Source organism: Sphingomonas sp. ID1715 (assembly GCF_013044515.1).
GTDB lineage: Bacteria > Pseudomonadota > Alphaproteobacteria > Sphingomonadales > Sphingomonadaceae > Sphingomonas_B.
Genome location: NZ_JABEPR010000006.1, coordinates 154753 through 175122 on the forward strand (window position 1 = coordinate 154753; position 20370 = coordinate 175122).

Genomic DNA, 20370 nt, shown 5'->3' on the forward strand with positions numbered 1-20370 from the left:
ACCGCGCTGCCGACCACCCCGCAGCAGATGGAGACGTAGTCCAGCTGGACACCCACGCCTTTGCCTGGATGGCGACCATCGCGGCGGCGCTGGACGCCTTGCTCGCGTGGCAAGCCGATACCGATCTCGACTGGAGCATGAAGCGGATCGGCGCCGCGCAGCTGCTGGGCGAGTTGGTCGGCGGCATCGCGATGAGCGGGAACGAGGTGGTGCGCCCGTGGGAACTCGGCCTCGAGGCCAAATCGCACCGGCTCCAGCAAGCGAGGGCCTCCTGGCTCGCCGCTGGCGACCGGGACACCCGGCGCAAACTGGCCGACCGGCTGCTCGCAGGGGAACGCCCGAGCGAGCGGAGCGGCGACGACACGCTGGACGGGGTGCGTGATCAGGTGCGCGCCTTCGCGAAGGACCGGATCGCGCCGCACGCGCATCGCTGGCATCGGGCCGATGCGCTGATCCCCGCCGAAGTGGTCGCCGAAATGGCCGATCTCGGCCTGTCGGGGTCACGATTGCGCCCGAACATGGCGGCCTCGGCCTTGGCAAGCTGGCCATGGCGATCGTCTCCGAAGAACTGAGCCGCGCCTGGATCTGCGCCGGTTCGCTCGGCACCCGCGCGGAGATCGCGGCCGAGCTCATCTCGGCCGCCGGCACGGACGCGCAGAAGGCATCGCCGGCAGTTCGGCAAGCCGCTCCACGCCTTCGCCCGCGTGTCCGACAAGATCGCGCTGATGGCGGTCGAGACGGTGATCGCCCGTGAGCTTTGCTACGCCGCCGCCCGCGCCAAGGATGCCGGGCGGCGCTGCGATGTCGAGGCGGGCATGGCCAAGCTCTACGCGACGGGTCGCCTGGACCAATGCCGATCAGTGCGTGCAGATCCACGGCGGCAACGGCTATGCGCCGGAATTCGAGGCGAGCCGCCTGCTCTGCGATGCGCGCATCCTCAGCATCTTCGAAGGCGCGGCGGAGATCCAGGCGCATGTGATTGCCAGAAACCTGTTGCGCGCGGCTTGAGCGACGGCAGGTAAAAGTTTCTTGTGAGGCAGCTTCTACCGCTTAAGTCGGGCGGCGAAAGGATCGAAGTGGCAAGGCACCTGACCCATCTCGAACGGCTCGAGGCCGAAAGCATCCACATCATGCGCGAAGTGGTGGCCGAAGCCGAGCGGCCGGTGATGCTCTATTCGATCGGCAAGGACTCGGCGGTGATGCTGCACCTTGCCAAAAAGGCATTCTTCCCCGCGCCGCCGCCCTTCCCGCTGCTCCATGTCGACACGACCTGGAAGTTTCGCGACATGTATGCGCTGCGCGAAAAGGCCGCGCGCGATGCCGGCATGGAGCTGCTGGTCCACCAGAATCCGGAGGCGAAAGAGCGGGGGATCAATCCCTTCGATCATGGTCCGCTCCACACCGATATGTGGAAGACGGAAGGGCTGAAGCAGGCGCTCGACCTGCACGGCTTCGACGCGGCGTTCGGCGGGGCGCGGCGCGACGAGGAGAAGAGCCGGGCCAAGGAACGCGTCTTTTCCTTCCGCTCCGCCAATCACCGCTGGGACCCGAAGAACCAGCGGCCGGAGCTGTGGAACCTCTACAATGCCCGCAAGAACAAGGGCGAGAGCATCCGCGTCTTCCCGATCTCCAATTGGACCGAGCTCGACATCTGGCAGTACATCCATCTGGAGGGGATCGAGATCGTGCCGCTCTACTTCGCGGCGCCCCGCCCGACGGTGGAGCGCGACGGGCTGATCCTGATGGTCGACGACGACCGCTTCCGCCTCGCGCCCGGAGAGACGCCGGTCACCCGCTCGGTCCGCTTCCGTACGCTCGGCTGCTATCCCCTGACCGGAGCGGTCGAGAGCCAGGCGACGACGCTGCCCGACGTCATCCAGGAAATGCTGCTCACCACCACCTCCGAGCGCCAGGGCCGGGCGATCGACAAGGATGCCGGCGACGCTTCGATGGAGAAGAAGAAGCAGGAGGGGTATTTCTGATGGCGGATCACCCCGCCTATCGCACCGACGAGCTGATCGCCCGCGACATCGAGGCGTATCTCGACCGGCATCAGCACAAGTCGCTGCTCCGCTTCATCACCTGCGGGTCGGTCGATGACGGCAAGTCCACGCTGATCGGGCGGCTGCTCTACGATTCCAAGATGATCTTCGAGGATCAGCTGGCGGCTCTGGAAGCGGACTCGCGCCGCGTGGGGACGCAGGGGCAGGAGATCGACTTCGCGCTGCTGGTCGACGGTCTTGCCGCCGAGCGCGAGCAGGGGATCACGATCGACGTCGCCTACCGCTTCTTCGCCACCGAGAAGCGCAAGTTCATCGTCGCCGATACGCCGGGTCACGAGCAATATACGCGCAACATGGTCACCGGCGCCTCGACCGCGGACCTGGCCGTGATCCTGATCGATGCGCGCAAGGGCGTGCTGACCCAGACGCGGCGGCACAGCTACCTCGCCCACCTGCTCGGCATCCGCAACATCGTGCTGGCCGTGAACAAGATGGACCTGGTCGGCTATGATCAGGCCGTTTTCGATGCGATCGTCGCCGATTATCGCACGTTCGCGGCCTCGATCGGCATCGGCGCCTTCGTCGCCCTGCCGATCTCCGGCTTCAAGGGCGACAACATCACGGCCGCGTCGGCGAACACGCCCTGGTATGACGGGCCGTCGCTGATCGAGCATCTGGAGACGGTCGAACTCGACCTTGCGGCCGATGCCACCAGTGCCTTCCGCATGCCGGTGCAATGGGTGAACCGGCCCAATCTCGACTTCCGTGGCTTTGCCGGCCAGGTCGCCAGCGGCACCGTGGCGGCGGGCGCGGAGGTGCGGGTGCTGCCATCGGGCAAGACCAGCCGGGTGGCACGGATCGTCACTTCGGGCGGCGATCTCGACACGGCGGTGGCCGGCCAGTCGGTGACGCTCACGCTTGCGGACGAGATCGACTGTTCCCGCGGCGACGTGATCGCGTCAGCCGGCGATCCCCCGGAAGTCGCGGACCAGTTCGAAACCACGATCATCTGGATGGCCGACGAGCCGATGCTGCCGGGCCGCAGCTATTGGCTGAAGCTTGGCACGCAGACGGTCACCGCGAATGTCCAGGCGCCCAAATATCAGGTCAACGTCAACACGCTGGAGCATGTCGCGGCGAAGACGCTGGAGCTGAACGCGATCGGCGTGGCCAATCTCTCGACCGACCGGCCGCTCGTCTTCGAACCCTATGCGCGCAACCGCACGCTCGGCGGCTTCATTTTGATCGACAAATTCACCAATGCGACCGTCGCCGCCGGCCTGATCCATTTCGCGCTCCGCCGCGCGCGGAACGTCCATTGGCAGCCATTGGACGTGACCCGCGAGCGGCGCGCCGAGCTCAAGAACCAGCGGCCCGCAGTCTTGTGGCTGACGGGCCTTTCGGGCGCGGGCAAGTCGACCATCGCCAACCTCATCGAGAAGAAGCTGGCGCGGATGAACCGCCACACGTTCCTGCTCGACGGCGACAATGTGCGCCACGGGCTGAACAAGGATCTGGGCTTCACCGATGCCGACCGCGTCGAGAATATCCGCCGCATCGGCGAGGTCGCCAAGTTGATGACGGACGCCGGGCTGATCGTCATCACCGCCTTCATCTCGCCGTTCCGCGCCGAACGGGACATGGTGCGGACGATGCTGCCCGAAGGCGAGTTCTTCGAAGTCCACGTCGACACCCCGCTTGCCGAAGCGGAACGGCGCGACGTGAAGGGCCTCTACGCCAAGGCGCGGGCAGGGCAGCTCAAGAATTTCACCGGCATCGACAGCCCCTATGAGCCGCCCGAGCGCCCGGAGATCCGGATCGACACCACGCTGATGACGCCGGAAGAAGCGGCCGACGCCATCATCGCGCAGCTGATCCCCTGATCTTCCTGGAGAATTCTGGAGCGGGTAGCGGGAATCGAACCCGCGCGTTCAGCATGGGAAGCTGACAGGCTACCATTACATCATACCCGCCGGTGCCGGCGCATCCCTTATCGCCGCTATTGGAGGCGGGCAAGCGGGTGCAGAATTGCTTCATTCCATTCCCGATATCCCCGTTATCCACAGGCCATTGTGTATTGCCGCGACTCAGAAGTCATGACAGCTTCTCTTTGTGGTTCGGAGCGGTCCACCGGAAACGGGAAGACGATCCGAAGCACAGCTCGACGGAAGCCAAGTCTTTCGAGACGAAGCAGACAGAGGGCAGGGCGAGCGAGAAGATCTAGTCAAGAAAGCGCGCAAGCGGTGACTTGATTTCGATCTTGGAACAGTCCGGCGATGCTCGTGCCTTCGGGCGAGGTGTTGCAAAAGGATTGTTGATCGAAGCAGAAATGCTTCTGATTGACGATCCGCAAATGGGGAGCGTCCGAGCAGCGATGCGAAGGCGAGACCCGAGAGGAGGCACCTGGCCGCGAGGTCAAGGACTTCCGATCCGCCCAGTCCTGCAGCCACCCCTTGGGGCAGCGCAGCGGACCGGGAAAGTGGGGGCTGATGGCGACATCAGCCCCCATTATCTTTCGGGGGGTCGGGGAACCGCCTCGCTATTCTCCACCCCGAATAAACCATCCGTCGGTCGATCGGTTGACCCTCCTCGGATAATCTCCCAGACCTTCCCGATAGGTCGAACCGGGAGGATTTCATGACGTTGAAGGCAGTTGCGGCGCTTGCCGCGGCGATCGCGCTGGCGCCCGCCGCATGGGCACAGGCGCAGCCTACCGCCGAGTCGCTGCTTGCCCGCCATATCGATGCGCTGGGCGGGCAGCAGGCGCTGGCCGCGCTCAACTCGGTGGAATTCGACGGCGAGCTGCGCTTTCCCGGCGATTTCAAGCTGACCTACAAGGAAGTGCGCGCACGCGAGAACGGCGCTTCGCGCACCGAAGCGGCGTTGCAAGGGTTGACCCTGACCCAGGGCTTTGACGGGAAGTCCGGCTGGCGCATCAATCCCTTTCAGGGCCGCAAGGACGCCGAGACCATGTCTGCGGACGAGGCGCGTTCGATCGCCGACTCGGGATCGGTGCTCGGGCCGCTGGTGAACGCCAAAGCGGACGGCTCCGCGGTCAGCTATCTGGGCCGCGAGGATTTCGACGGCACCGACGCCTATAGGCTGAAGGTCGTGCAGAAGGACGGCGACGAGTTCGTCTATCTGCTCGAGCCCGAGACGATGCTGGCGATCAAGATGACGGAGACGCGGCGCATCCGGGGTGCGCAGCAGGTCACCGAATATGAGCTGGGCGATTACGAGAAGGTCGCCGGCGTCTATTTTCCGATGTCGATCGAGAGCTGGCAGGACGGCCAGTCGAGCCAGCGGCAGCGCGTCACCATCGAGAAGGCGGTCGCCAATGTGCCGGTGACGCCCGCGATGTTCGCCCAGCCCGTTTCCCCCTCCAGCGCCAAGTGAGCCGACCGATGCGCAACCTGCTTCTCGCCACCACCGCCCTGCTGATCGCGGCTCCTGCGCTCGCGGCGACGACCGCGCCCGACCTGTCGGGCTTAGGCATTCGCAACATCGGCTCGGCCCAGATGTCCGGCCGGGTCGCGGCCATCGCCGCGCGCGCGGAAAAGGACGGCAAGACGACAATCTTCGTCGGCTCCGCCTCAGGCGGCGTGTGGAAGTCCGACGACGGCGGTACGACCTTCAAGCCGGTCTTCGACAAGCAGCCCGTCCAGTCGATCGGCGCCATCGCGCTCGACCCGAACAATTCGCAGACGGTCTGGGTCGGCACCGGCGAAAGCTGGACGCGCAATTCCGTCTCGATCGGCCACGGCATCTACAAGTCCAGCGATGGCGGCGACACCTGGGAGTCTATGGGGCTCCCGACCAGCGAGCGGATCGTCAAGATCCTGGTCCACCCCCGCGACGGCAACACCGTCTATGTCTGCGCGCCGGGCCGGCTCTGGTCGGACAGCGCCGATCGCGGCGTCTACAAGACGACCGACGGCGGCAAGAGCTGGGCCCTGATCCTGCGCGCGGCCAATCTGTCGACCGGCTGCTCGGGCCTGACCATGGACCCGTCGAACCCCGACCGGCTGCTCGCCGGCACCTGGGATTTCCGGCGCAAGGGCTGGACCTTCCGGTCCGGCGGCGACGGGCCCAACGCGCCCTCCGGCAGCCGCCTCCTTGAGACGCTCGATGGCGGCCGCAGCTGGCGCGAGCTCAATGACGGCAACACCAAGGGCCTGCCGAAACAGCCTTGGGGCCGCGTCGAAGTCGTGTTCGCGCCGTCCAATCCGCGCCAAGTCTATGCGTTCGTCGAAAATGTGCGCTCGGCGCTCTATGTCTCGGAAGACGGCGGCAAGACGTTCGAAGAGCGGGACCGCAGCCAGGGCATGGTCTGGCGCCCCTTCTATTTCGGCAAGATCTCGGTCGATCCCACGAACGACAAGCGCCTGTTCAAGATGGGCTACCGCGTCAGCGCCTCGGAAGACGGCGGCAAGAGCTTCGCCGACTCGGCCGGCGCGAGCCATGCCGACTGGCACGATGTCTGGATCGATCCGACCAATCCGAAGCACCTGATCGGCGGCGACGATGGTGGGCTGTGGATCAGCCATGACGGCGGCAACAAATGGGAGCATGCCCGCAACCTGCCGATCAGCCAATTCTACCACGTCAGCACCGACGACCGCGATCCGTATCAGGTCTATGGCGGCCTGCAGGACAACAGTTCCTGGGTCGGCGACCAGGAATATCCGGGCGGCGTCACCAACAACCGCTGGGAGAATCTCTACGGCGGCGACGGTTTCTGGGCCTTCCCCGACCCGGCCGATCCGAACTTCGTCTATGCGGAATATCAGGGCGGTTCGATCTCGCGCATCAATCGCACGACGCTGGAGCAGAAATTCATTCAGCCGGCGGCGGGTTATAAGGAAAAGCTGCGCTGGAACTGGAATACGCCGATTCACCTGAGCCCGAACGAGAAGGGCACGCTCTATATCGGCTCGCAATTCCTGTTCCGCACGCGCGATCAGGGCAAGACCTGGGATCGCATCTCGCCCGACCTTACCACCAACAATCCGCTGAAGCAGCGCCAAGAAGAATCGGGCGGCATCACGGTCGACAACTCGGCCGCCGAGATGCACACGACCATCTATTCGATCTCGGAAAGCCCCAGGGCACCGGGCCAGATCTGGGTCGGCACCGATGACGGCAATGTCCAGCTGACCCGCGACGGCGGCGCCAACTGGACCAACGTCACCAAGAGTCTGAAGCTGCCGAAGGACAGCTGGATCAGCTGGGTCGAAGCGAGCCGCCACGATCCGGCCGTTGCCTATGTGGCGGTGGACCGGCACATGTCGGGCGATTTCGCGCCCTATCTGTTCAGGACCGCCGATTTCGGCCGCACCTGGCGTCCGCTGATCGGGCCACGGACCGACAGCGTGCGCGGCTATGCGCATGTGGTGAAGGAAGACCGGCTCAATCCGAACATCCTGTTCGTCGGCACCGAGTTCGGGCTCTACGCCTCGACCGACGGCGGTGCGAGCTGGGCGCAGTTCAAGCCGAACAATTTTCCCAATGTGGCGGTGCGCGACATTGCCGTGCAGGACCGCGATGACGACCTGGTGCTTGCCACCCATGGTCGCGGCATCTGGGTGATCGACGATCTGAGCCCATTGCGCGCGCTCGATGCCACCAAGCTCGCCGCTAATGCGGCGCTGCTGCCCGGCCAGCCGGTCCAGCAGCGCATCCAAGGCAATGGCGGCTGGTCCGACGGCAACGACGTCTATTCGGGCGACAATCCTCCCAATGGCGCTGTGATCACGTACTACCAGAAGGCGCGGCACGTGATCGGGCGGATGAAGCTCGAGGTGCTGGACGCGCAGGGCAATGTCGTCGAGGAGCTGCCGGCGTCCAAGCGCAAGGGACTGAATCGGGTGGTCTGGTCGATGCGCACCAAGCCGCCGGTGGTGCCGCCCGCCGCCCAGCTCGCCTTCAACGCGACGCAGGGCCAGCGGATCATGCCCGGAAATTACACGGTGCGGCTGACCAAGGCCGGCGAAGTCTCGACTGCGCCGCTGGTCATCGGTCTCGATCGCCGCGCCACCTTCACAGCGGAAGACCGGGCGGCGCAATATGCGGCGGCGGAGCGGGTCAAGGCGCTGTTCGGCCGGATGACGCGGGTGGTGATGGAGATCAACGGCGCTCGCGGCATGGCGGCCCAGATCGCGGCCAAGCCTGACTCATCCGCTGCGCAAAAGGCCCAGGCTCAGGCTTTTTCCGACAAGGCCGATGCGATCCGTAAGGAATTGGTCGCGACGAAGGAAGGCGGCGCCATCACGGGCGAGGAGCGGCTGCGCGAGCATATGGACCGCGCCTATGGCCTGGTCACTTCCAGCGAGGAGCGGCCGACCAACTATGCGATCGCTCGGCTTGATGCGCTCGAAAAGGAGCTGTCCGAAGTCGAGGCGCAATGGGCCGCGCTGAAGGGCGACGCAATGAAGAAGCTGCAGACCGCCGCTGTCGCGAATGGGCTGGAGCCGGTCGACCTTGCCGCTATCGAACTGCCGGAAGAGACCGGCGGCGGTGACCTGGAGGCGCTTGCTGAAGGCATGGTGGGCCTGCGCTTCGTCGGCGACCTGACGAAGCTGACGGCATTGGGCGAAAAGGACTGAGATGATCGACTTGGCACTGGGCCTCGCCGCTGCGGCGGCGGGGCTTCAGGACACGCGCCCCGGCACCATCCGGGTAGAGGGCGCGCGTCCCGTCCCGCAGCAAGGCACAAGGCCGAAGCTCAACCACCTGCTGCCCGAAGTGGACGGGACGCGCATCACCGTCACCAAGAAGAACAGCACGACCAAGCTGGATCAGCAGCCCCCGGTGGTCGAGACACAGGGCCGCGAGCTCTTCGCACGCTCACCCGGCGTGCTCGTGTCCGAGCAGCAGACACCGACCCAGTACAACATCAGCTATCGCGGGCTCGGCAATCCGCAGGAAGCGGAGTTCGTGCTCGTGCTGCAGGACGGGATTCCGATACAGTCCGACTGGATCGGCTTTCCGACGCTCTTTTACGTGCCGCTCCCGCAAGGCCTGTCCGAAGTGCAGCTGATCCGCGGCGGTTCGAGCCTGATCTACGGCCCGGAACCCGCGCCTGCGATCAACTTCGTGTCCAAGCGGCCGGACCCGAAGGGCCCAGCCTTCCGTGCCTCCACCCAGCAGCTGGCCGGCAGCGACGGCCTCTATTCGACCTACAATGTCGCCGAGGGTGCCTCCGGCAGCTTCGAATATCGCGCCGCGCTCGGCTATACTCACAGCGACGGGCAAAGGCGGAACAGTGCCTCCAACCTGCTGCAGGGCGACCTTTACCTCGGCTGGCGGCCGAGCGATCGCGCGCTCTGGTATGTGCGGGTCCAAGGCCACAGCGCCGAGGCCGGCAATCCCGGCCGGATCAGCCAGCCGCAATTTCTCGCCGATCAGAATTTCGCGCCGACGCCGTTCAATCGCGACTGGGTGCGGCGGGGCGCCGTGATCCTCGGCAACGAGCTCGAACTGGGCGACGGCTGGCGCCTGGAGGGCAAGGCCTGGGCGTCGACGCTGCAGCTGTACACGCGTGCGGCCGCAGCCGGTGCCAACCCCGCCACGACCACGCTGCAGGACGAATATTTCCACAATGAGGGGCTCGACATTCGCGCGCGCAAGCGCTGGGGGCGGGGCAATGCGTTTACCTTCGGCGTGACCGGCACGCACAGCGACGCGCCCTTCAAGCAGTTCACCAGCACCAACATCAAGGCCGACCGCGGTGATCATGGCGGCACGCCGCGGCTCGATCAGGCGCGCGACAGCTGGTACGGCGCGGTCTTCGCCGAAAATGTGTTCCGCCTGCCGCACCGTTTCCATGTCGTGCTGTCCGGCCGGCTCGACGTGGAGAAGCTGCGCATCCGCGAAACGGTGCGCCCGCCGAACCTTACCCGGCCACTCGCCAATGTCGAAGTGAGCCGGACGGTGCCGCTGCTCGGCGTCGGCATCGGCAATGATTTCGGCAAGGACAATGAGACCTATCTGAGCATCACCCAGGGCTATCGCCCCTTGCGCTATTTCGACGTGGCCTCGCCCTTCTCGAACCTGCGCCCCGGCCGGGAGGCGGATGCGCCCAGCTCGACTTCCTACGAGGCCGGCGTGCACGGCACGCCGCTCACCGGCCTGTTCTACGATGTCAGCCTGTTCCAGATCAACTTCAGCAACCGCATCGAGAGCCGGCGCCTGAACGCGACCGACGTGATCAACGTCAATACCGGCGACACGCGCCATCGCGGCTTCGAGGGGGAGGTTCATTACGACTTCCTCGCCGGTCGCCGTTCGGCCGAGCATCTGACGGCGTTCGTCAACCTGTCGCTGCTGGACGCGAAATTCGTCGACTCCGACAATCCGGCGCAGATCGGCAAGCGGCCGGCCTTTGCCCCCAAGTCGATCGTCAAGGGCGGGATCACCTGGCGGGAAACGGGCAAATACAGCCTTGCCCTGACGGGCCTGGCCGTCAGCGCGCAATATTTCCAGGATTCCAATCTTCCGGTCGGCAGTGGTGCCAGCCTGGTGCCGGCCAAGGTGCCCGGCTATCGCGTGTTCGACCTGGCCGGCGAGTGGACGGTCTTGCCCCATGTCCGGCTACAGGGCGGCGTGCAGAACCTGTTCAACGAGAAATATTATGCCCGCGTGTTCCAGACCGGCCTCGAGCCCGGCCGGCGGCGGGCCATCTATGGGGGCATTCAGGCGGACTTCTGAGATCGCCATCGCCTGTCCCGGCTAGCCCAACGCGACGACTCCGTCTTCGGCGGGCCGGGCGATCTCCGCGTCGCCGAGGTGCAACAGGTCCGACAGCACTTCGCCGCTATGCGCGCCCAGCCTGGGTGCGGCGCGGGGCCGCTGCCGTTCCAGCATCGGCGCACCAAGGCTCGGCCCTCGCTGGAGCCATCCGGCCCGAGCGGCCAGCGCCTGAAGTCCGGGCCGCCGCCGATCTGGTCGATGCGGATTACCTCCGCGCCCATCTGCGCGAGATAAGGGCCGGCGGTGGGCGACGCGACGAAGGAGGATGCTTCGACGACGGTCAGGCCGGATAAGAGCTGGTACATGCGCGCGACTACCCTCCTTATGCCGCACTATATGGTCCAGACGCTGGTCGACAGCGGTGGGGTTTGCGCCTCCCCACATCGGCGGTCTGGCTGTTCGATGCTCTTCTGGGAACCGGTTGGCAGCATGGCGGAAAGCGCCAAACCAGCGCCTGCGACATTCGATTTTTGATGCTTCAGTGGCGAATCCGGCTGTATTCCCATGGCCCCTCGTTGAAGGAAGAAGACGCGTGATTCTCCGTCGTGCCGCTATTGTCGCTCCGATCCGCACTGCCGTGGGCAAGTTTGGCGGTGCCTTGTCCAGCCTGACCGCGGGCGAACTCGGCGCCGTCATCCTGAAGGCGCTGGTCGAGCGCACGAAGATCGACCCGGCGCGCGTCGACGACGTCATCTTCGCGCAGGGCTACGGCAGTGGCGAGGCGCCGTGCATCGCGCACTGGTCGTGGCTGCTGGCCGGCTTTCCGGAAGGCGTGCCCGGCTATCAGCTCGACCGGCGCTGCGGATCGGGGCTGCAGGCGATCGTCAACGCCGCGATGATGGTGCAGACCGGCGTCTCGGACGTGGTGATCGCCGGCGGTTGCGAATCCATGTCCAATGTCGAGCATTACACGACCGAGCTGCGCAAGGGCGCGCGCATGGGCGGGCTGACGCTGCACGACCGGCTGACCCGGGGCCGGGTGATGAGCCAGCCAATCGAACGCTACGGCGTGATCAGCGGGATGATCGAGACTGCCGAGAACCTGGCCAAGGATTATGGCATCGGCCGGGAGGAATGCGACGCCTATGCGGTCCGCAGCCACCAGCGCGCCGCGGCCGCCTGGGCCGGCGGCCTCTTCGATGACGAGCTGGTTCCCGTGGCGGTCCCGCAGCGCAAGGGCGAACCGCTGACGTTTGCGCATGACGAGGGCTATCGGCCCGATGCGAGCATGGAGACGCTCGGCAGCCTGCGGCCGATCGAAGGGGGCGTCGTCACCGCCGGCAATGCCAGCCAGCAGAACGACGCGGCGGCTGCCTGCCTGGTCGTCGCCGAGGACAGGCTCGAGGAACTGGGGCTGGAGCCGATCGCCTGGTTCCACAGCTGGGCGGCGGCGGGTTGCGATCCCAGCCGGATGGGAATCGGCCCGGTGCCGGCCGTCGAACGGCTGTTCGCGCGCAACGGCCTCAGCTGGTCCGACATGGACGTCGTCGAGCTGAACGAGGCCTTCGCGCCGCAGGTACTCGCGGTGCTGAAGGGCTGGGGTTGGAGCGAGGATGACAGCCGGCACGACATCCTCAACGTCAACGGTTCCGGCATCTCGCTCGGCCACCCGATCGGCGCGACCGGCGGCCGCATCCTCGCCAATCTGACGCGGGAGTTGCAGCGGCGCAACGGCCGTTATGGCCTGGAGACCATGTGCATCGGCGGCGGCCAGGGCATCGCCGCGGTGTTCGAACGCGCGGCCTGAGCACCCCGGCTCTCCCTGCAGCGCTGCTTCGGTGGACGAGCGTCAAATCGACGTCCGGCCGTCGCAGTCGCTGGCGGAGAGGGAGGGATTCGAACCCTCGGTACCGTTGCCGGCACGCCGCATTTCGAGTGCGGTGCTTTCGACCACTCAGCCACCTCTCCGCGAGATGCTTGGGCACGGGGAAGAGCACCCGGTCGAGCGAAGCGGTGCCCCTAGCGGAACGGATGACAGGGCACAAGCGTCTGCTTGCGTGTGCTTCGGCGCGACCTAAATAGGTGCGTAATGAACAAGACGTCCGCCCTGTCCGAAACCGCCATCGCCGCTCCGCCGATCGTTCACGCCCGCTTCGCGGTGGGGGACGTCGTCCGGCATCGGCTGTTCGATTTCCGCGGCGTGGTGTTCGATGTCGACCCGGTCTTCGCCAATTCCGAGGAATGGTATCAGGCGATCCCGGAAGAGGTGCGTCCGCGGAAGGACCAGCCCTTTTACCACCTGCTCGCCGAGAATGCGGAGAGCAGCTACGTCGCCTATGTGAGTCAGCAAAACCTCGTGTCCGACGACGATGCGGGGCCGGTCAGCCACCCGGCGATCGACGGTATCTTCGAGGATTATCGCGACGGCCGCTACCAGCTCCGCCGGGAGCACCGGCACTAGGCGCTAGACGGCTGTCTTCGCGTCCACCACTTTTTGCGGGCGCGTATCGGGTAGCACGGCGCGCAGATGACGCTGGACGTCGCGATAGCATTCGCAGGCGCATTGCTCGATCGCCGGCCGATCCAGGATCACCATGCGGCCGCGGCTATAGGCGATCAGCCCGCGCTCCTGCAGCACCCGCGCGACGCCGCTGACGGTGGTCCGCTGCACGCCCAGCATTTCCGCCAGATATTCCTGGGTAAGCGCGATCTCGTCGGAATCGACGCGGTCGTGCGTGGTCAGCAGCCACCGGCACAGCCGGGCATCGATGGGATGAAGAGCATTGCAGGCGACCGACTGCATCGTCTGCGCCAGCAGCGTGTCGGCATAGCGGCTGAACAGGTCGCGGATTGCCGCCGAGCGTTCCTTGGCCGCCTCCAGCGCTATCGTATCCATCTTGAGCGCGGTACCGCCGATCTGCACGACCGCGCGCGCGAAGGCGGGCTTGCTGCCGGCGCTGACGATACCGCCGATGGCGCCCTCGCGGCCGATCGTCGCGGCTTCCACGGCGCGCCCGTCGCTCATCGTCACGACAAGGGACGCGACCACGCCCGGTCCTGGAAAATAGGTCTGGGTCACGTCCTCGCCCGGCTCGAACAGCACGTCGCCGCGATTGAGGATCACCGCCGTCATCAGCGGCTCGATCATGGCGCGTTCGGCGGGTTTCAGCGAAGCGAGCAGGCGGTTGCCCGCGAACTGCAGGGCCACGTTCAAGGTCGCCACGTCGCTGCGCACGTCATTATTATCGTTGTTCATCGCGCCCCCCGGCGTGGCTGGCCCCCCACGGACCAAAACCGTCATTGGCGTAACGACTACCGCCACTTAGCTGACACGTCTGTCCGCAAGCCGACATAAGCGGACACAATCATTGTGTGTCACTTCGGCACAACATTCCAGATCAAGTTGAAGGGTGAAATGACTTAACGCGGCTGGGCGCGCGCGGCGTCGCTGGCAAGCCGATCCGCACGTTCATTGTCGGGATGGCCGGCATGACCCTTCACCCAGGTCCATTCAATCCGGTGCGGCGCCGCCGCATCGATCAGCCTTTGCCAGAGGTCGGCGTTTTTCACGGGCTTCTTGTCGGCCGTCTTCCAGCCGTTGCGCTGCCACCCCTTCAGCCATTTGGTCAGGCCGTCCATCACGTAGCGGCTGTCGGTCGAGAGCTGGACCCGGCAGGGCCGATTGAGGGCGTTCAGCGCTTCGAGCGCGGCCGTCAGCTCCATGCGATTGTTGGTCGTCAGCGGTTCGCCGCCCGACAGCTCCTTCTCACGCGCGCCATAGCGGATGATCGCGCCCCAGCCGCCGGGACCCGGATTGCCCTTGCACGCGCCATCGGTGGCGATCTCGACCAGCGGAAGTTCGTTCACAGCGCGGCGTAGTGGTCGAGCCGGCGCAGAAAGGCGAGGGGGTCCTTGCGCGTGACCAGCGCATCGGCGGGCGTATTGAGCCAGTCCCAGGCGCGGGTGAGCAGGAAGCGCAGGCAGGCACCGCGGGCGAGCGCGGGGAAGGCCGCCCACTCTTCGCCAAGCAGCGGGTGTTCGGACTCGTAGCCGGCGATCAGCGCGTCGCCGACCGCTGGGTCGAAGTCCGGCGCAAAGGCCCAGGCGCTGTGCATCACGGCGAGGTCCCAGGCGCGCACTTCGGTGCACGAGAAATAGAAGTCGATCAGGCCGCTCACTTGGTCGCCGCGCATCAGCACATTGTCGGGGAAGAGGTCGGCATGCACGACCGCCCGCGGCAGGTCGGCGGGCCAATGGGCGTCGAGCCAATTGAGCTCCACCTTGATCCGATCCCCCAGTCCTTCAGCGATCCCGTCCAGCTGCGCGCCGCAGCGCCGCGCGAGATCGTGCCAGCCGGCCGGTCCCAGGCTGTTCGGCCGCTCCAGCGGGAAGTCGCGCAACGCCACGTGCATGCGGCCGAGCGCAGCCCCAGCAGCGCGCGCCTGGGCCGGTGTGGGTCGCGTGACCGACACGCCGGGCAGAAACTCGATCAGGCAGGCGGGCCGCCCCGACACGCGCTGGATCTGTGTGCCGTTCGCGTCCCTCAGCGCTTGCGGTACCGGATTGCCACGCGCGGCCAGATGGTCGAGCAGGCTCAGGAAGAAGGGCAGGTCCGCTTCATCGACCCGCTTCTCGTAGAGCGTCAGGATGAACCGGGCTTCGGTGGTGTCGACCAGATAATTGGAGTTCTCCACGCCTTCCGCGATGCCTTTGGCGGAGACCAGCTCACCCACGCCATAGCGGGCGATCAGCGCGGCGAGCTCCTCGGTCGGCACTTGGGTGTAGACGGCCATGGCGGGGATGATGGCCGGTCTGACCGCCATTTGCCAAGCATGTCGGTCGCATGCGCCTGCCGAATGCGGTATGTGCGGCGCCGGAGGGTGAGCCCATGGCGACTCGGTTGGCAGCGGTACCAACGGCCTCGCAGCCTTATGCGCTGCGTTGCTGGGGCGACTTCGCGCTCACCGACCGCGCGGCCGATCAGGATATCCGGCTCCGTGGCCGCAAGGCGCGCGCCTTGCTCGCCTATCTCGTCATGCATCCGGATCGGGCGATCAGCCGCGAGCGGATCATGGGACTGCTGTGGGGAGACCGGCCTGACGAGCAGGCGCGGGCAAGTCTCCGCCAGACGCTGTTCGAGCTGCGCGCGCTCGCCCGGGCTGACCGGCCGTTATTGCTGATCGATCGCGAAACGGTGCTGCTCCGTGGCGAGGCGGTCGAAACCGACATGCAGCGCTGGCAGCGCCTGGCCGCTCAGGGCCGCTGCGACGAGATGTTCGGCGAGCTCCCCGAGCGCGGCGAAACGCTCTTCGCCAATCTCGACGGGATCGACGAGAGCTATGACGAATGGCTGCAGGTCGAACGCACGCGTCAACAGGAAGTGCTGATGGCCCTGGTTGCCGATGCTTCGGCGGGCGCACTGGCGAAAGGGCAGACGCGGGCCGCGCGGGCGCTGCACGCTCGGTTGCTGGAGCTGGGCGACGCCGGAAACGGCTCCGCTCCCGCTCCTGCAGCCGCTTCGATAGCCGCGCCCGTGCCTCCGTTGAGCACGCCATCGCCCCCGCGCAGCCGTTCGCCAACGCTGGTCGCCGCGGCTGCTGCGCTGCTTCTGACGGGCAGTGGGACGGCCCTTTGGTGGTTCTCCAGTCCGCAGAGGTCGCCGGTCGCGGCTGCGCCCTCGAACGAGGTGCGGGACCTTTACGAGAACGCACGCGAGATCATCTACTATCGAAGGGGTGACCAGTTCGGCGTGGCCAAGACCTTGCTGAACAAGGCGCTTGTGCTGCAGCCCGACTATGCGCCGGCGGTGGCGGCCTTGGCGGCGGTCACCGAAATGGACAACCCGACGCCGGCGTTGCACGACGAAGCGGTCCGGCTGGCGCGGCGCGCGGTGCAGATCGATCCGAATTCGGCGCGCGCTCATGGCGTGCTGGGCATGGTGCTGCGCTTCGAGCCGGCTGAGGCACGCGCTGAGATCAAGAAGGCTGCCGCGCTCGATCCGATGGATGCGGAGCTTCAGTTCTGGCTCAGCAACGTGCTGGGCAACGAGGGCGACTTTGCCGCACGCCTGCAGGCATTGCGGCGCGCGGTTGCGCTCGACCCGCTCTGGCATCGCGCGACCGGCTCGGCAGCCGTCGCCGCACTCGAAATGGGTTATCCCGAGGAGGCGGAGCGCTACGCCGCCCGGCTGCGACAGACGACCACGGCCGACGCCTTCCTCTGCGATTATGCGATCGACTGGACGGCTGGAAATTATGCCGATCTGGTCAAGACCACACAGGCGGCGCGCGAGCGGGTGGATAGGCTCGGCTCGATCGACAACAATCTGGGCCGTGTTTTGCTCTTGCTCGGCTATGAGCAGCCGGCGCGATTGTTGCTGAGGCTGCCGCCGCCGCTCTGGCGCATCGTTTCGGGGCAGGGGCCCGTGCCTGGGGAGGTGGGGCCGTTGGTGGCGGCCGCCGAGAGTGACTCCAGGGCTAGCGAAGTGCTGGTCGTCGCGATCGACCAAGCCCTCGCATCGGGCCGAGCGGCGGAAATCGTTGCCGCATTCGATCGAAGGATCGGATCTCTTGGCGGATTGCAGGACGGCAGCGCGTCGTTCGACGACATCGTGGACCTGTCGCCGAGCATCGCGCTCGCGCTGCGTAAAGCCGGACGGAATGCAGACGCCGAGCAACTGCTCGCCCGCGCGGACGCGGCGCTGCGCGCCAGCATGGGCGGGGGCGCCAGCCCCAATTGGCTTTACGCCGCCGCCGCGCGCGTATGGGCCGCGCAAGGCCGACGAGACGTGGCGCTGTCGGCGCTTGCGACCGCGCTCGATCGCGGTTGGCATCATGCACCGGTGACTCCGCTCCCCGATCTGGCGAACGTCCCTGCCTTCCAGACACTGCACGGCGATCCCGTCTTTGAGCGCCTCCGCGCCCGCGAACGCGATCACCTGCTGCACGAGCGGGCGAAGCTGGGATCGTCCCCATTTTGGACAGAAGCGACATAAACGTTCGACGTTCGCCGAATTAACGATCCGCTAACGCTGTTCTAACGCTGCCGCCGATCCTCTCGCGCCATTCCCGAATCGTGGCCACGCCACGCTTTTGGGAGAAGAAGATGTATCAGGGGAAACTCCTCGCCGCGGCCGCGGCGATCGCGACCTTCGCGGCCGCTCCGGCGGCCGCCGTCGACTACACCGTCGACAGCGATCCGGTGCTGTTCTGGAACGATCTCGCGATCAAGACGGCGCCGGCGAACGCGGCCAACCAGGCGCGCATCATCGCCGCGATGAACACGGCGATCCACGATGCCGTCAGCCGCAGCTACAATGGCGCCGACGTCTATTACAATCAGGGCGTAAGCGCGCCAGGCGGCGATGTCCGCGCGGCCGTATCGGTGGCCGCGCGCAATGTGCTGGCGTCGCTGAACGGCAGCAACCCCACCATCGTCGCGATGTACGACGCGGCGCTATCGGCCAATCTGGCGAAGGTGCCGGACGGTACGGCGAAGACCAACGGCATCGCGACGGGCAACGCCTATTCGGCGGCCATGCTGCTGAACCGCATGAACGACGGTTCCACGCCGCCGCCGGGCTTTTCCTATACGCCAGGCAATCTGCCGGGGCAGTGGCGCCCGACCCCGCCCGGCAACCTCGCCGCGGCGATTCCGTTCTGGGGCCAGGTGAAGCCGTTCCTGCTCAGCTCCGGCGCCCAATTTCGTCCCGACGGGCCTCCGGACCTCGACAGCGCGGAATATCTCGCCGCCTATAACGAAGTGAAGGAAATCGGCGCCAAGAACAGCGCGACGCGGACCGAAGATCAGAGGCTGAGCGCATTGTTCTGGGATGTCTCGAACGGGACTACCTGGAACCGGATCGGCTTGGACCTGATCTCGGACGACAATCTGTCCACGCTGGAAAATTCGCGGGTTATGGCCAAGCTGTCCACAGCCGTCGCGGACGCGCTGATTGCGGGCTTCGACGCCAAGTACACGTACAATTTCTGGCGTCCCGTCACCGCCATTCGGGAAGGCGATAATGACGGCGTCGACGGCACCGTCGGCGATGCGAACTGGGAATCGCTGTTCGCGGCGCCCAATCATCCGTCATATCCGTCGACCCACTCTCTCCAGTCGGGCGCGGCGTCGGCGGTGCTGCTTGCACTCGTCAAGGATCAGGCGTTCTGCAACCAGATCGGACCGGACATGCGCTGCTTCGACGGTATCGCCGATGCCGCGCAGGACGCGGCCAACAGCCGGCTATGGGGCGGCATCCACTTCCGCTTCGACAATGAGATCGGGCTCGCCACCGGCCAGACGATCGGTCGCTGGGCGCTGGCGCAGAACGCCTTCAATGCGGTGCCCGAGCCGGCAAGCTGGGCGCTGATGATCGCCGGCTTCGGACTGGCCGGCGCGGCGGTGCGGCGGCGCGTGGTGAGAGTCGCTTACGCGTGAAACGAAGAAGGGGCGGCTCTCGCGTGAGAGCCGCCCCTTCTCTGCGGAGTGCTCCGGCGAAGGCCGGAGCGGTGTCCGCAAGGCTCCGGCCTTCGCCGGAGCACGATGCTGAAGCCTAAGCTTACTTCAATTCCACCGTCGCGCCGGCTTCTTCCAGCTGCTTCTTGAGCTTCTCGGCTTCGTCCTTCGACACGCCTTCCTTGACGGCCTTGGGCGCGCCCTCGACGAGAGCCTTCGCCTCGGTCAGGCCGAGGTTGGTGATCGCGCGGACTTCCTTGATGACGTTGATCTTCTTGCCACCGTCGCCGGTGAGGATCACGTCGAACTCGGTCTTCTCTTCCGCGGCCGGAGCAGCGGCGCCGGCGCCACCCGCACCCGGCGCGGCAACCGCGACGGCAGCGGCGGCCGAGACGCCCCACTTCTCTTCGAGCATCTTGGACAGGTCGGCCGCCTCGAGGACGGTCAGGGACGAAAGCTGGTCAACCAGCGACTGAAGGTCTGCCATTGTAAGTCTCCGTTTCTAAAAGGTCTTAAGCGTCTTCTTTGGCGGCGTAGGCGCCGAACACGCGCGCAAGCTGTGCGGCCGGGGCCTGAGCGATCTGCGCGAGCTTGGTCGCGGGTGCCTGAACCAGGCCCACGATCTTGGCGCGCAGCTCGTCGAGCGACGGCAGCGAAGCGAGTGCGGTGACGCCCGCCACGTCCAGGGCGGTGTCGCCCATCGCCCCGCCGACGATTTCGAACTTGTCGTTCGTCTTCGCGAAATCGACGGCCACCTTGGCCGCCGCGACGGGATCGTTGGAGTAAGCGAGACCGGTCGGCCCGGTCAGCATCGTGCCGATGCTGGCATAGGGCGTTCCCTGGATCGCGATCTTCGCCAGGCGGTTCTTGGCCACCTGGTAGCTGGCGCCGGCGTCGCGCATCTTGTTCCGCAGATCCGTGGACTGCTTGACGGTCATGCCCTTCGAACGGGTCACGACCACCACGCCCACGGTGGAAAAGGTGCTGCTCAGCTCTTCGACCAGCTCTGATTTTTGAGCTCGATCCATGCCATTCTCCTGCGTGACGCACGGAAACGCCCGTGCGCCGGTCACTTTGTCCGTGGGGAATGGGCAGGGGTGCCGAGGCTCAAGCTTAGCCAAGCGGAGCGGCGGCAGACCCGAAACTTTCTTCCCCGTCTAGGCTGGAGATTAAGGAGCGAACTCCACCAGCTGTCTCGGACGGTCACGACCGGGGCATG

The 20370-nt window shown here is 66.1% G+C and carries 15 protein-coding genes, 2 tRNA genes and 3 pseudogenes; 11 read left to right on the forward strand and 9 right to left on the reverse strand.

The features are described 5' to 3' along the window. Window positions 1-191 precede the first annotated feature (191 nt). The 4 genes and pseudogenes from HJG53_RS18845 (at window position 192) to cysN (ending at window position 3886) form a co-directional block, all read left to right on the forward strand. Window positions 192-754: pseudogene (locus tag HJG53_RS18845) on the forward strand (acyl-CoA dehydrogenase family protein). Continuing rightward, window positions 705-1008, forward strand: a pseudogene (locus tag HJG53_RS18850) (acyl-CoA dehydrogenase family protein). The pseudogenes HJG53_RS18845 and HJG53_RS18850 overlap by 50 nt, the downstream one beginning before the upstream one ends. Before the next feature lie 23 nt (window positions 1009-1031). Further along, a complete protein-coding gene (gene cysD, locus HJG53_RS14600; RefSeq protein WP_171131822.1) occupies window positions 1032-1982 on the forward strand; it encodes a sulfate adenylyltransferase subunit CysD in 951 nt (316 codons plus the stop codon). Then, a complete protein-coding gene (cysN, locus tag HJG53_RS14605; RefSeq protein ID WP_171131824.1) occupies window positions 1982-3886 on the forward strand; it encodes a sulfate adenylyltransferase subunit CysN in 1905 nt (634 codons plus the stop codon). The genes cysD and cysN overlap by 1 nt, the downstream gene beginning before the upstream one ends. A gap of 16 nt (window positions 3887-3902) precedes the next feature. Here the strand turns inward: cysN and HJG53_RS14610 are convergent. Next, window positions 3903-3976 (reverse strand) — tRNA-Gly (locus tag HJG53_RS14610). A 664-nt stretch (window positions 3977-4640) separates the two neighbouring features. Here HJG53_RS14610 and HJG53_RS14615 point away from each other — a divergent pair. The 3 genes from HJG53_RS14615 to HJG53_RS14625 are packed head-to-tail and all read left to right on the forward strand — an operon-like array spanning window position 4641 to window position 10712. After that, complete coding sequence (locus HJG53_RS14615) at window positions 4641-5399, forward strand: hypothetical protein (protein WP_171131826.1); 759 nt, start codon at window positions 4641-4643, stop codon at window positions 5397-5399. Between the two features lie 8 nt (window positions 5400-5407). Beyond that, entirely contained in the window at window positions 5408-8608 is a 3201-nt protein-coding gene (locus tag HJG53_RS14620; protein ID WP_171131828.1) for a sialidase, read from the forward strand. A 1-nt stretch (window position 8609) separates the two neighbouring features. Next, complete coding sequence (locus HJG53_RS14625) at window positions 8610-10712, forward strand: TonB-dependent receptor (RefSeq protein ID WP_171131830.1); 2103 nt, start codon at window positions 8610-8612, stop codon at window positions 10710-10712. 21 nt (window positions 10713-10733) lie between these two features. Here the strand turns inward: HJG53_RS14625 and HJG53_RS19015 are convergent, their stop codons facing one another. Both HJG53_RS19015 and HJG53_RS14630 read right to left on the reverse strand, forming a co-directional pair. Next, the gene (locus HJG53_RS19015) at window positions 10734-10868 is read right to left on the reverse strand and encodes a hypothetical protein (RefSeq protein WP_302477394.1); all 135 of its coding nucleotides are present in this window, start codon (window positions 10866-10868) and stop codon (window positions 10734-10736) included. A gap of 41 nt (window positions 10869-10909) precedes the next feature. Further along, window positions 10910-11059: pseudogene (locus tag HJG53_RS14630) on the reverse strand (CoA transferase); the annotation flags it as partial. Between the two features lie 227 nt (window positions 11060-11286). On the opposite strand from HJG53_RS14630, the gene HJG53_RS14635 reads away from it, so the two are divergent. Beyond that, the gene (locus HJG53_RS14635; protein WP_171131832.1) at window positions 11287-12501 is read left to right on the forward strand and encodes an acetyl-CoA C-acetyltransferase; all 1215 of its coding nucleotides are present in this window, start codon (window positions 11287-11289) and stop codon (window positions 12499-12501) included. Window positions 12502-12572: 71 nt separating this feature from the next. Here HJG53_RS14635 and HJG53_RS14640 read toward each other — a convergent pair. Next, window positions 12573-12662 (reverse strand) — tRNA-Ser (locus tag HJG53_RS14640). A gap of 121 nt (window positions 12663-12783) precedes the next feature. Between HJG53_RS14640 and hspQ the strand changes: the two genes are divergently transcribed. After that, window positions 12784-13155 carry a heat shock protein HspQ gene (gene hspQ / locus HJG53_RS14645; RefSeq protein ID WP_171131834.1) on the forward strand — a complete coding sequence of 124 codons (372 nt, stop codon included), beginning with the start codon at window positions 12784-12786 and terminating at the stop codon, window positions 13153-13155. 3 nt (window positions 13156-13158) lie between these two features. Here hspQ and HJG53_RS14650 read toward each other — a convergent pair whose 3' ends face one another. The 3 genes from HJG53_RS14650 to thrB form a co-directional block, all read right to left on the reverse strand. Next, window positions 13159-13950 (reverse strand): Crp/Fnr family transcriptional regulator, encoded by a 792-nt coding sequence (locus HJG53_RS14650; RefSeq protein ID WP_171131836.1) that lies wholly within the window; start codon window positions 13948-13950, stop codon window positions 13159-13161. A gap of 164 nt (window positions 13951-14114) precedes the next feature. Further along, window positions 14115-14561, reverse strand: a complete 447-nt coding sequence (gene rnhA / locus HJG53_RS14655; protein WP_171131838.1) for a ribonuclease HI — start codon at window positions 14559-14561, stop codon at window positions 14115-14117. Continuing rightward, the gene (gene thrB, locus HJG53_RS14660; protein ID WP_171131913.1) at window positions 14558-15487 is read right to left on the reverse strand and encodes a homoserine kinase; all 930 of its coding nucleotides are present in this window, start codon (window positions 15485-15487) and stop codon (window positions 14558-14560) included. Before thrB ends, rnhA begins: the two co-directional genes overlap by 4 nt. A gap of 95 nt (window positions 15488-15582) precedes the next feature. Between thrB and HJG53_RS14665 the strand changes: the two genes are divergently transcribed. Next, the gene (locus tag HJG53_RS14665; protein ID WP_171131840.1) at window positions 15583-17688 is read left to right on the forward strand and encodes a winged helix-turn-helix domain-containing protein; all 2106 of its coding nucleotides are present in this window, start codon (window positions 15583-15585) and stop codon (window positions 17686-17688) included. Between the two features lie 110 nt (window positions 17689-17798). Then, window positions 17799-19133 carry a PEPxxWA-CTERM sorting domain-containing protein gene (locus tag HJG53_RS18855; protein ID WP_254447802.1) on the forward strand — a complete coding sequence of 445 codons (1335 nt, stop codon included), beginning with the start codon at window positions 17799-17801 and terminating at the stop codon, window positions 19131-19133. Window positions 19134-19254: 121 nt separating this feature from the next. Here HJG53_RS18855 and rplL read toward each other — a convergent pair whose 3' ends face one another. Both rplL and rplJ read right to left on the reverse strand, forming a co-directional pair. Continuing rightward, the gene (gene rplL, locus HJG53_RS14675; RefSeq protein WP_171131842.1) at window positions 19255-19638 is read right to left on the reverse strand and encodes a 50S ribosomal protein L7/L12; all 384 of its coding nucleotides are present in this window, start codon (window positions 19636-19638) and stop codon (window positions 19255-19257) included. Window positions 19639-19663: 25 nt separating this feature from the next. Continuing rightward, window positions 19664-20179: a 50S ribosomal protein L10 gene (rplJ, locus tag HJG53_RS14680; protein ID WP_171131844.1), complete on the reverse strand. Its 516-nt coding sequence runs from the start codon at window positions 20177-20179 to the stop codon at window positions 19664-19666. Window positions 20180-20370 lie beyond the last annotated feature (191 nt).

Excerpts from the sequence above, each read along its gene's own strand:
- cysN (WP_171131824.1), top strand. The coding sequence starts at position 1,982 with ATGGCGGATCACCCCGCCTATCGCACCGACGAGCTGATCGCCCGCGAC.
- HJG53_RS14615 (WP_171131826.1), top strand. The coding sequence starts at position 4,641 with ATGACGTTGAAGGCAGTTGCGGCGCTTGCCGCGGCGATCGCGCTGGCG.
- HJG53_RS14620 (WP_171131828.1), top strand. The coding sequence starts at position 5,408 with ATGCGCAACCTGCTTCTCGCCACCACCGCCCTGCTGATCGCGGCTCCT.
- HJG53_RS14625 (WP_171131830.1), top strand. The coding sequence starts at position 8,610 with ATGATCGACTTGGCACTGGGCCTCGCCGCTGCGGCGGCGGGGCTTCAG.
- HJG53_RS19015 (WP_302477394.1), bottom strand. The coding sequence starts at position 10,868 with ATGCTGGAACGGCAGCGGCCCCGCGCCGCACCCAGGCTGGGCGCGCAT.
- hspQ (WP_171131834.1), top strand. The coding sequence starts at position 12,784 with ATGAACAAGACGTCCGCCCTGTCCGAAACCGCCATCGCCGCTCCGCCG.
- HJG53_RS14650 (WP_171131836.1), bottom strand. The coding sequence starts at position 13,950 with ATGAACAACGATAATAATGACGTGCGCAGCGACGTGGCGACCTTGAAC.
- thrB (WP_171131913.1), bottom strand. The coding sequence starts at position 15,487 with ATGGCCGTCTACACCCAAGTGCCGACCGAGGAGCTCGCCGCGCTGATC.
- HJG53_RS14665 (WP_171131840.1), top strand. The coding sequence starts at position 15,583 with ATGGCGACTCGGTTGGCAGCGGTACCAACGGCCTCGCAGCCTTATGCG.
- HJG53_RS18855 (WP_254447802.1), top strand. The coding sequence starts at position 17,799 with ATGTATCAGGGGAAACTCCTCGCCGCGGCCGCGGCGATCGCGACCTTC.
- rplL (WP_171131842.1), bottom strand. The coding sequence starts at position 19,638 with ATGGCAGACCTTCAGTCGCTGGTTGACCAGCTTTCGTCCCTGACCGTC.
- rplJ (WP_171131844.1), bottom strand. The coding sequence starts at position 20,179 with ATGGATCGAGCTCAAAAATCAGAGCTGGTCGAAGAGCTGAGCAGCACC.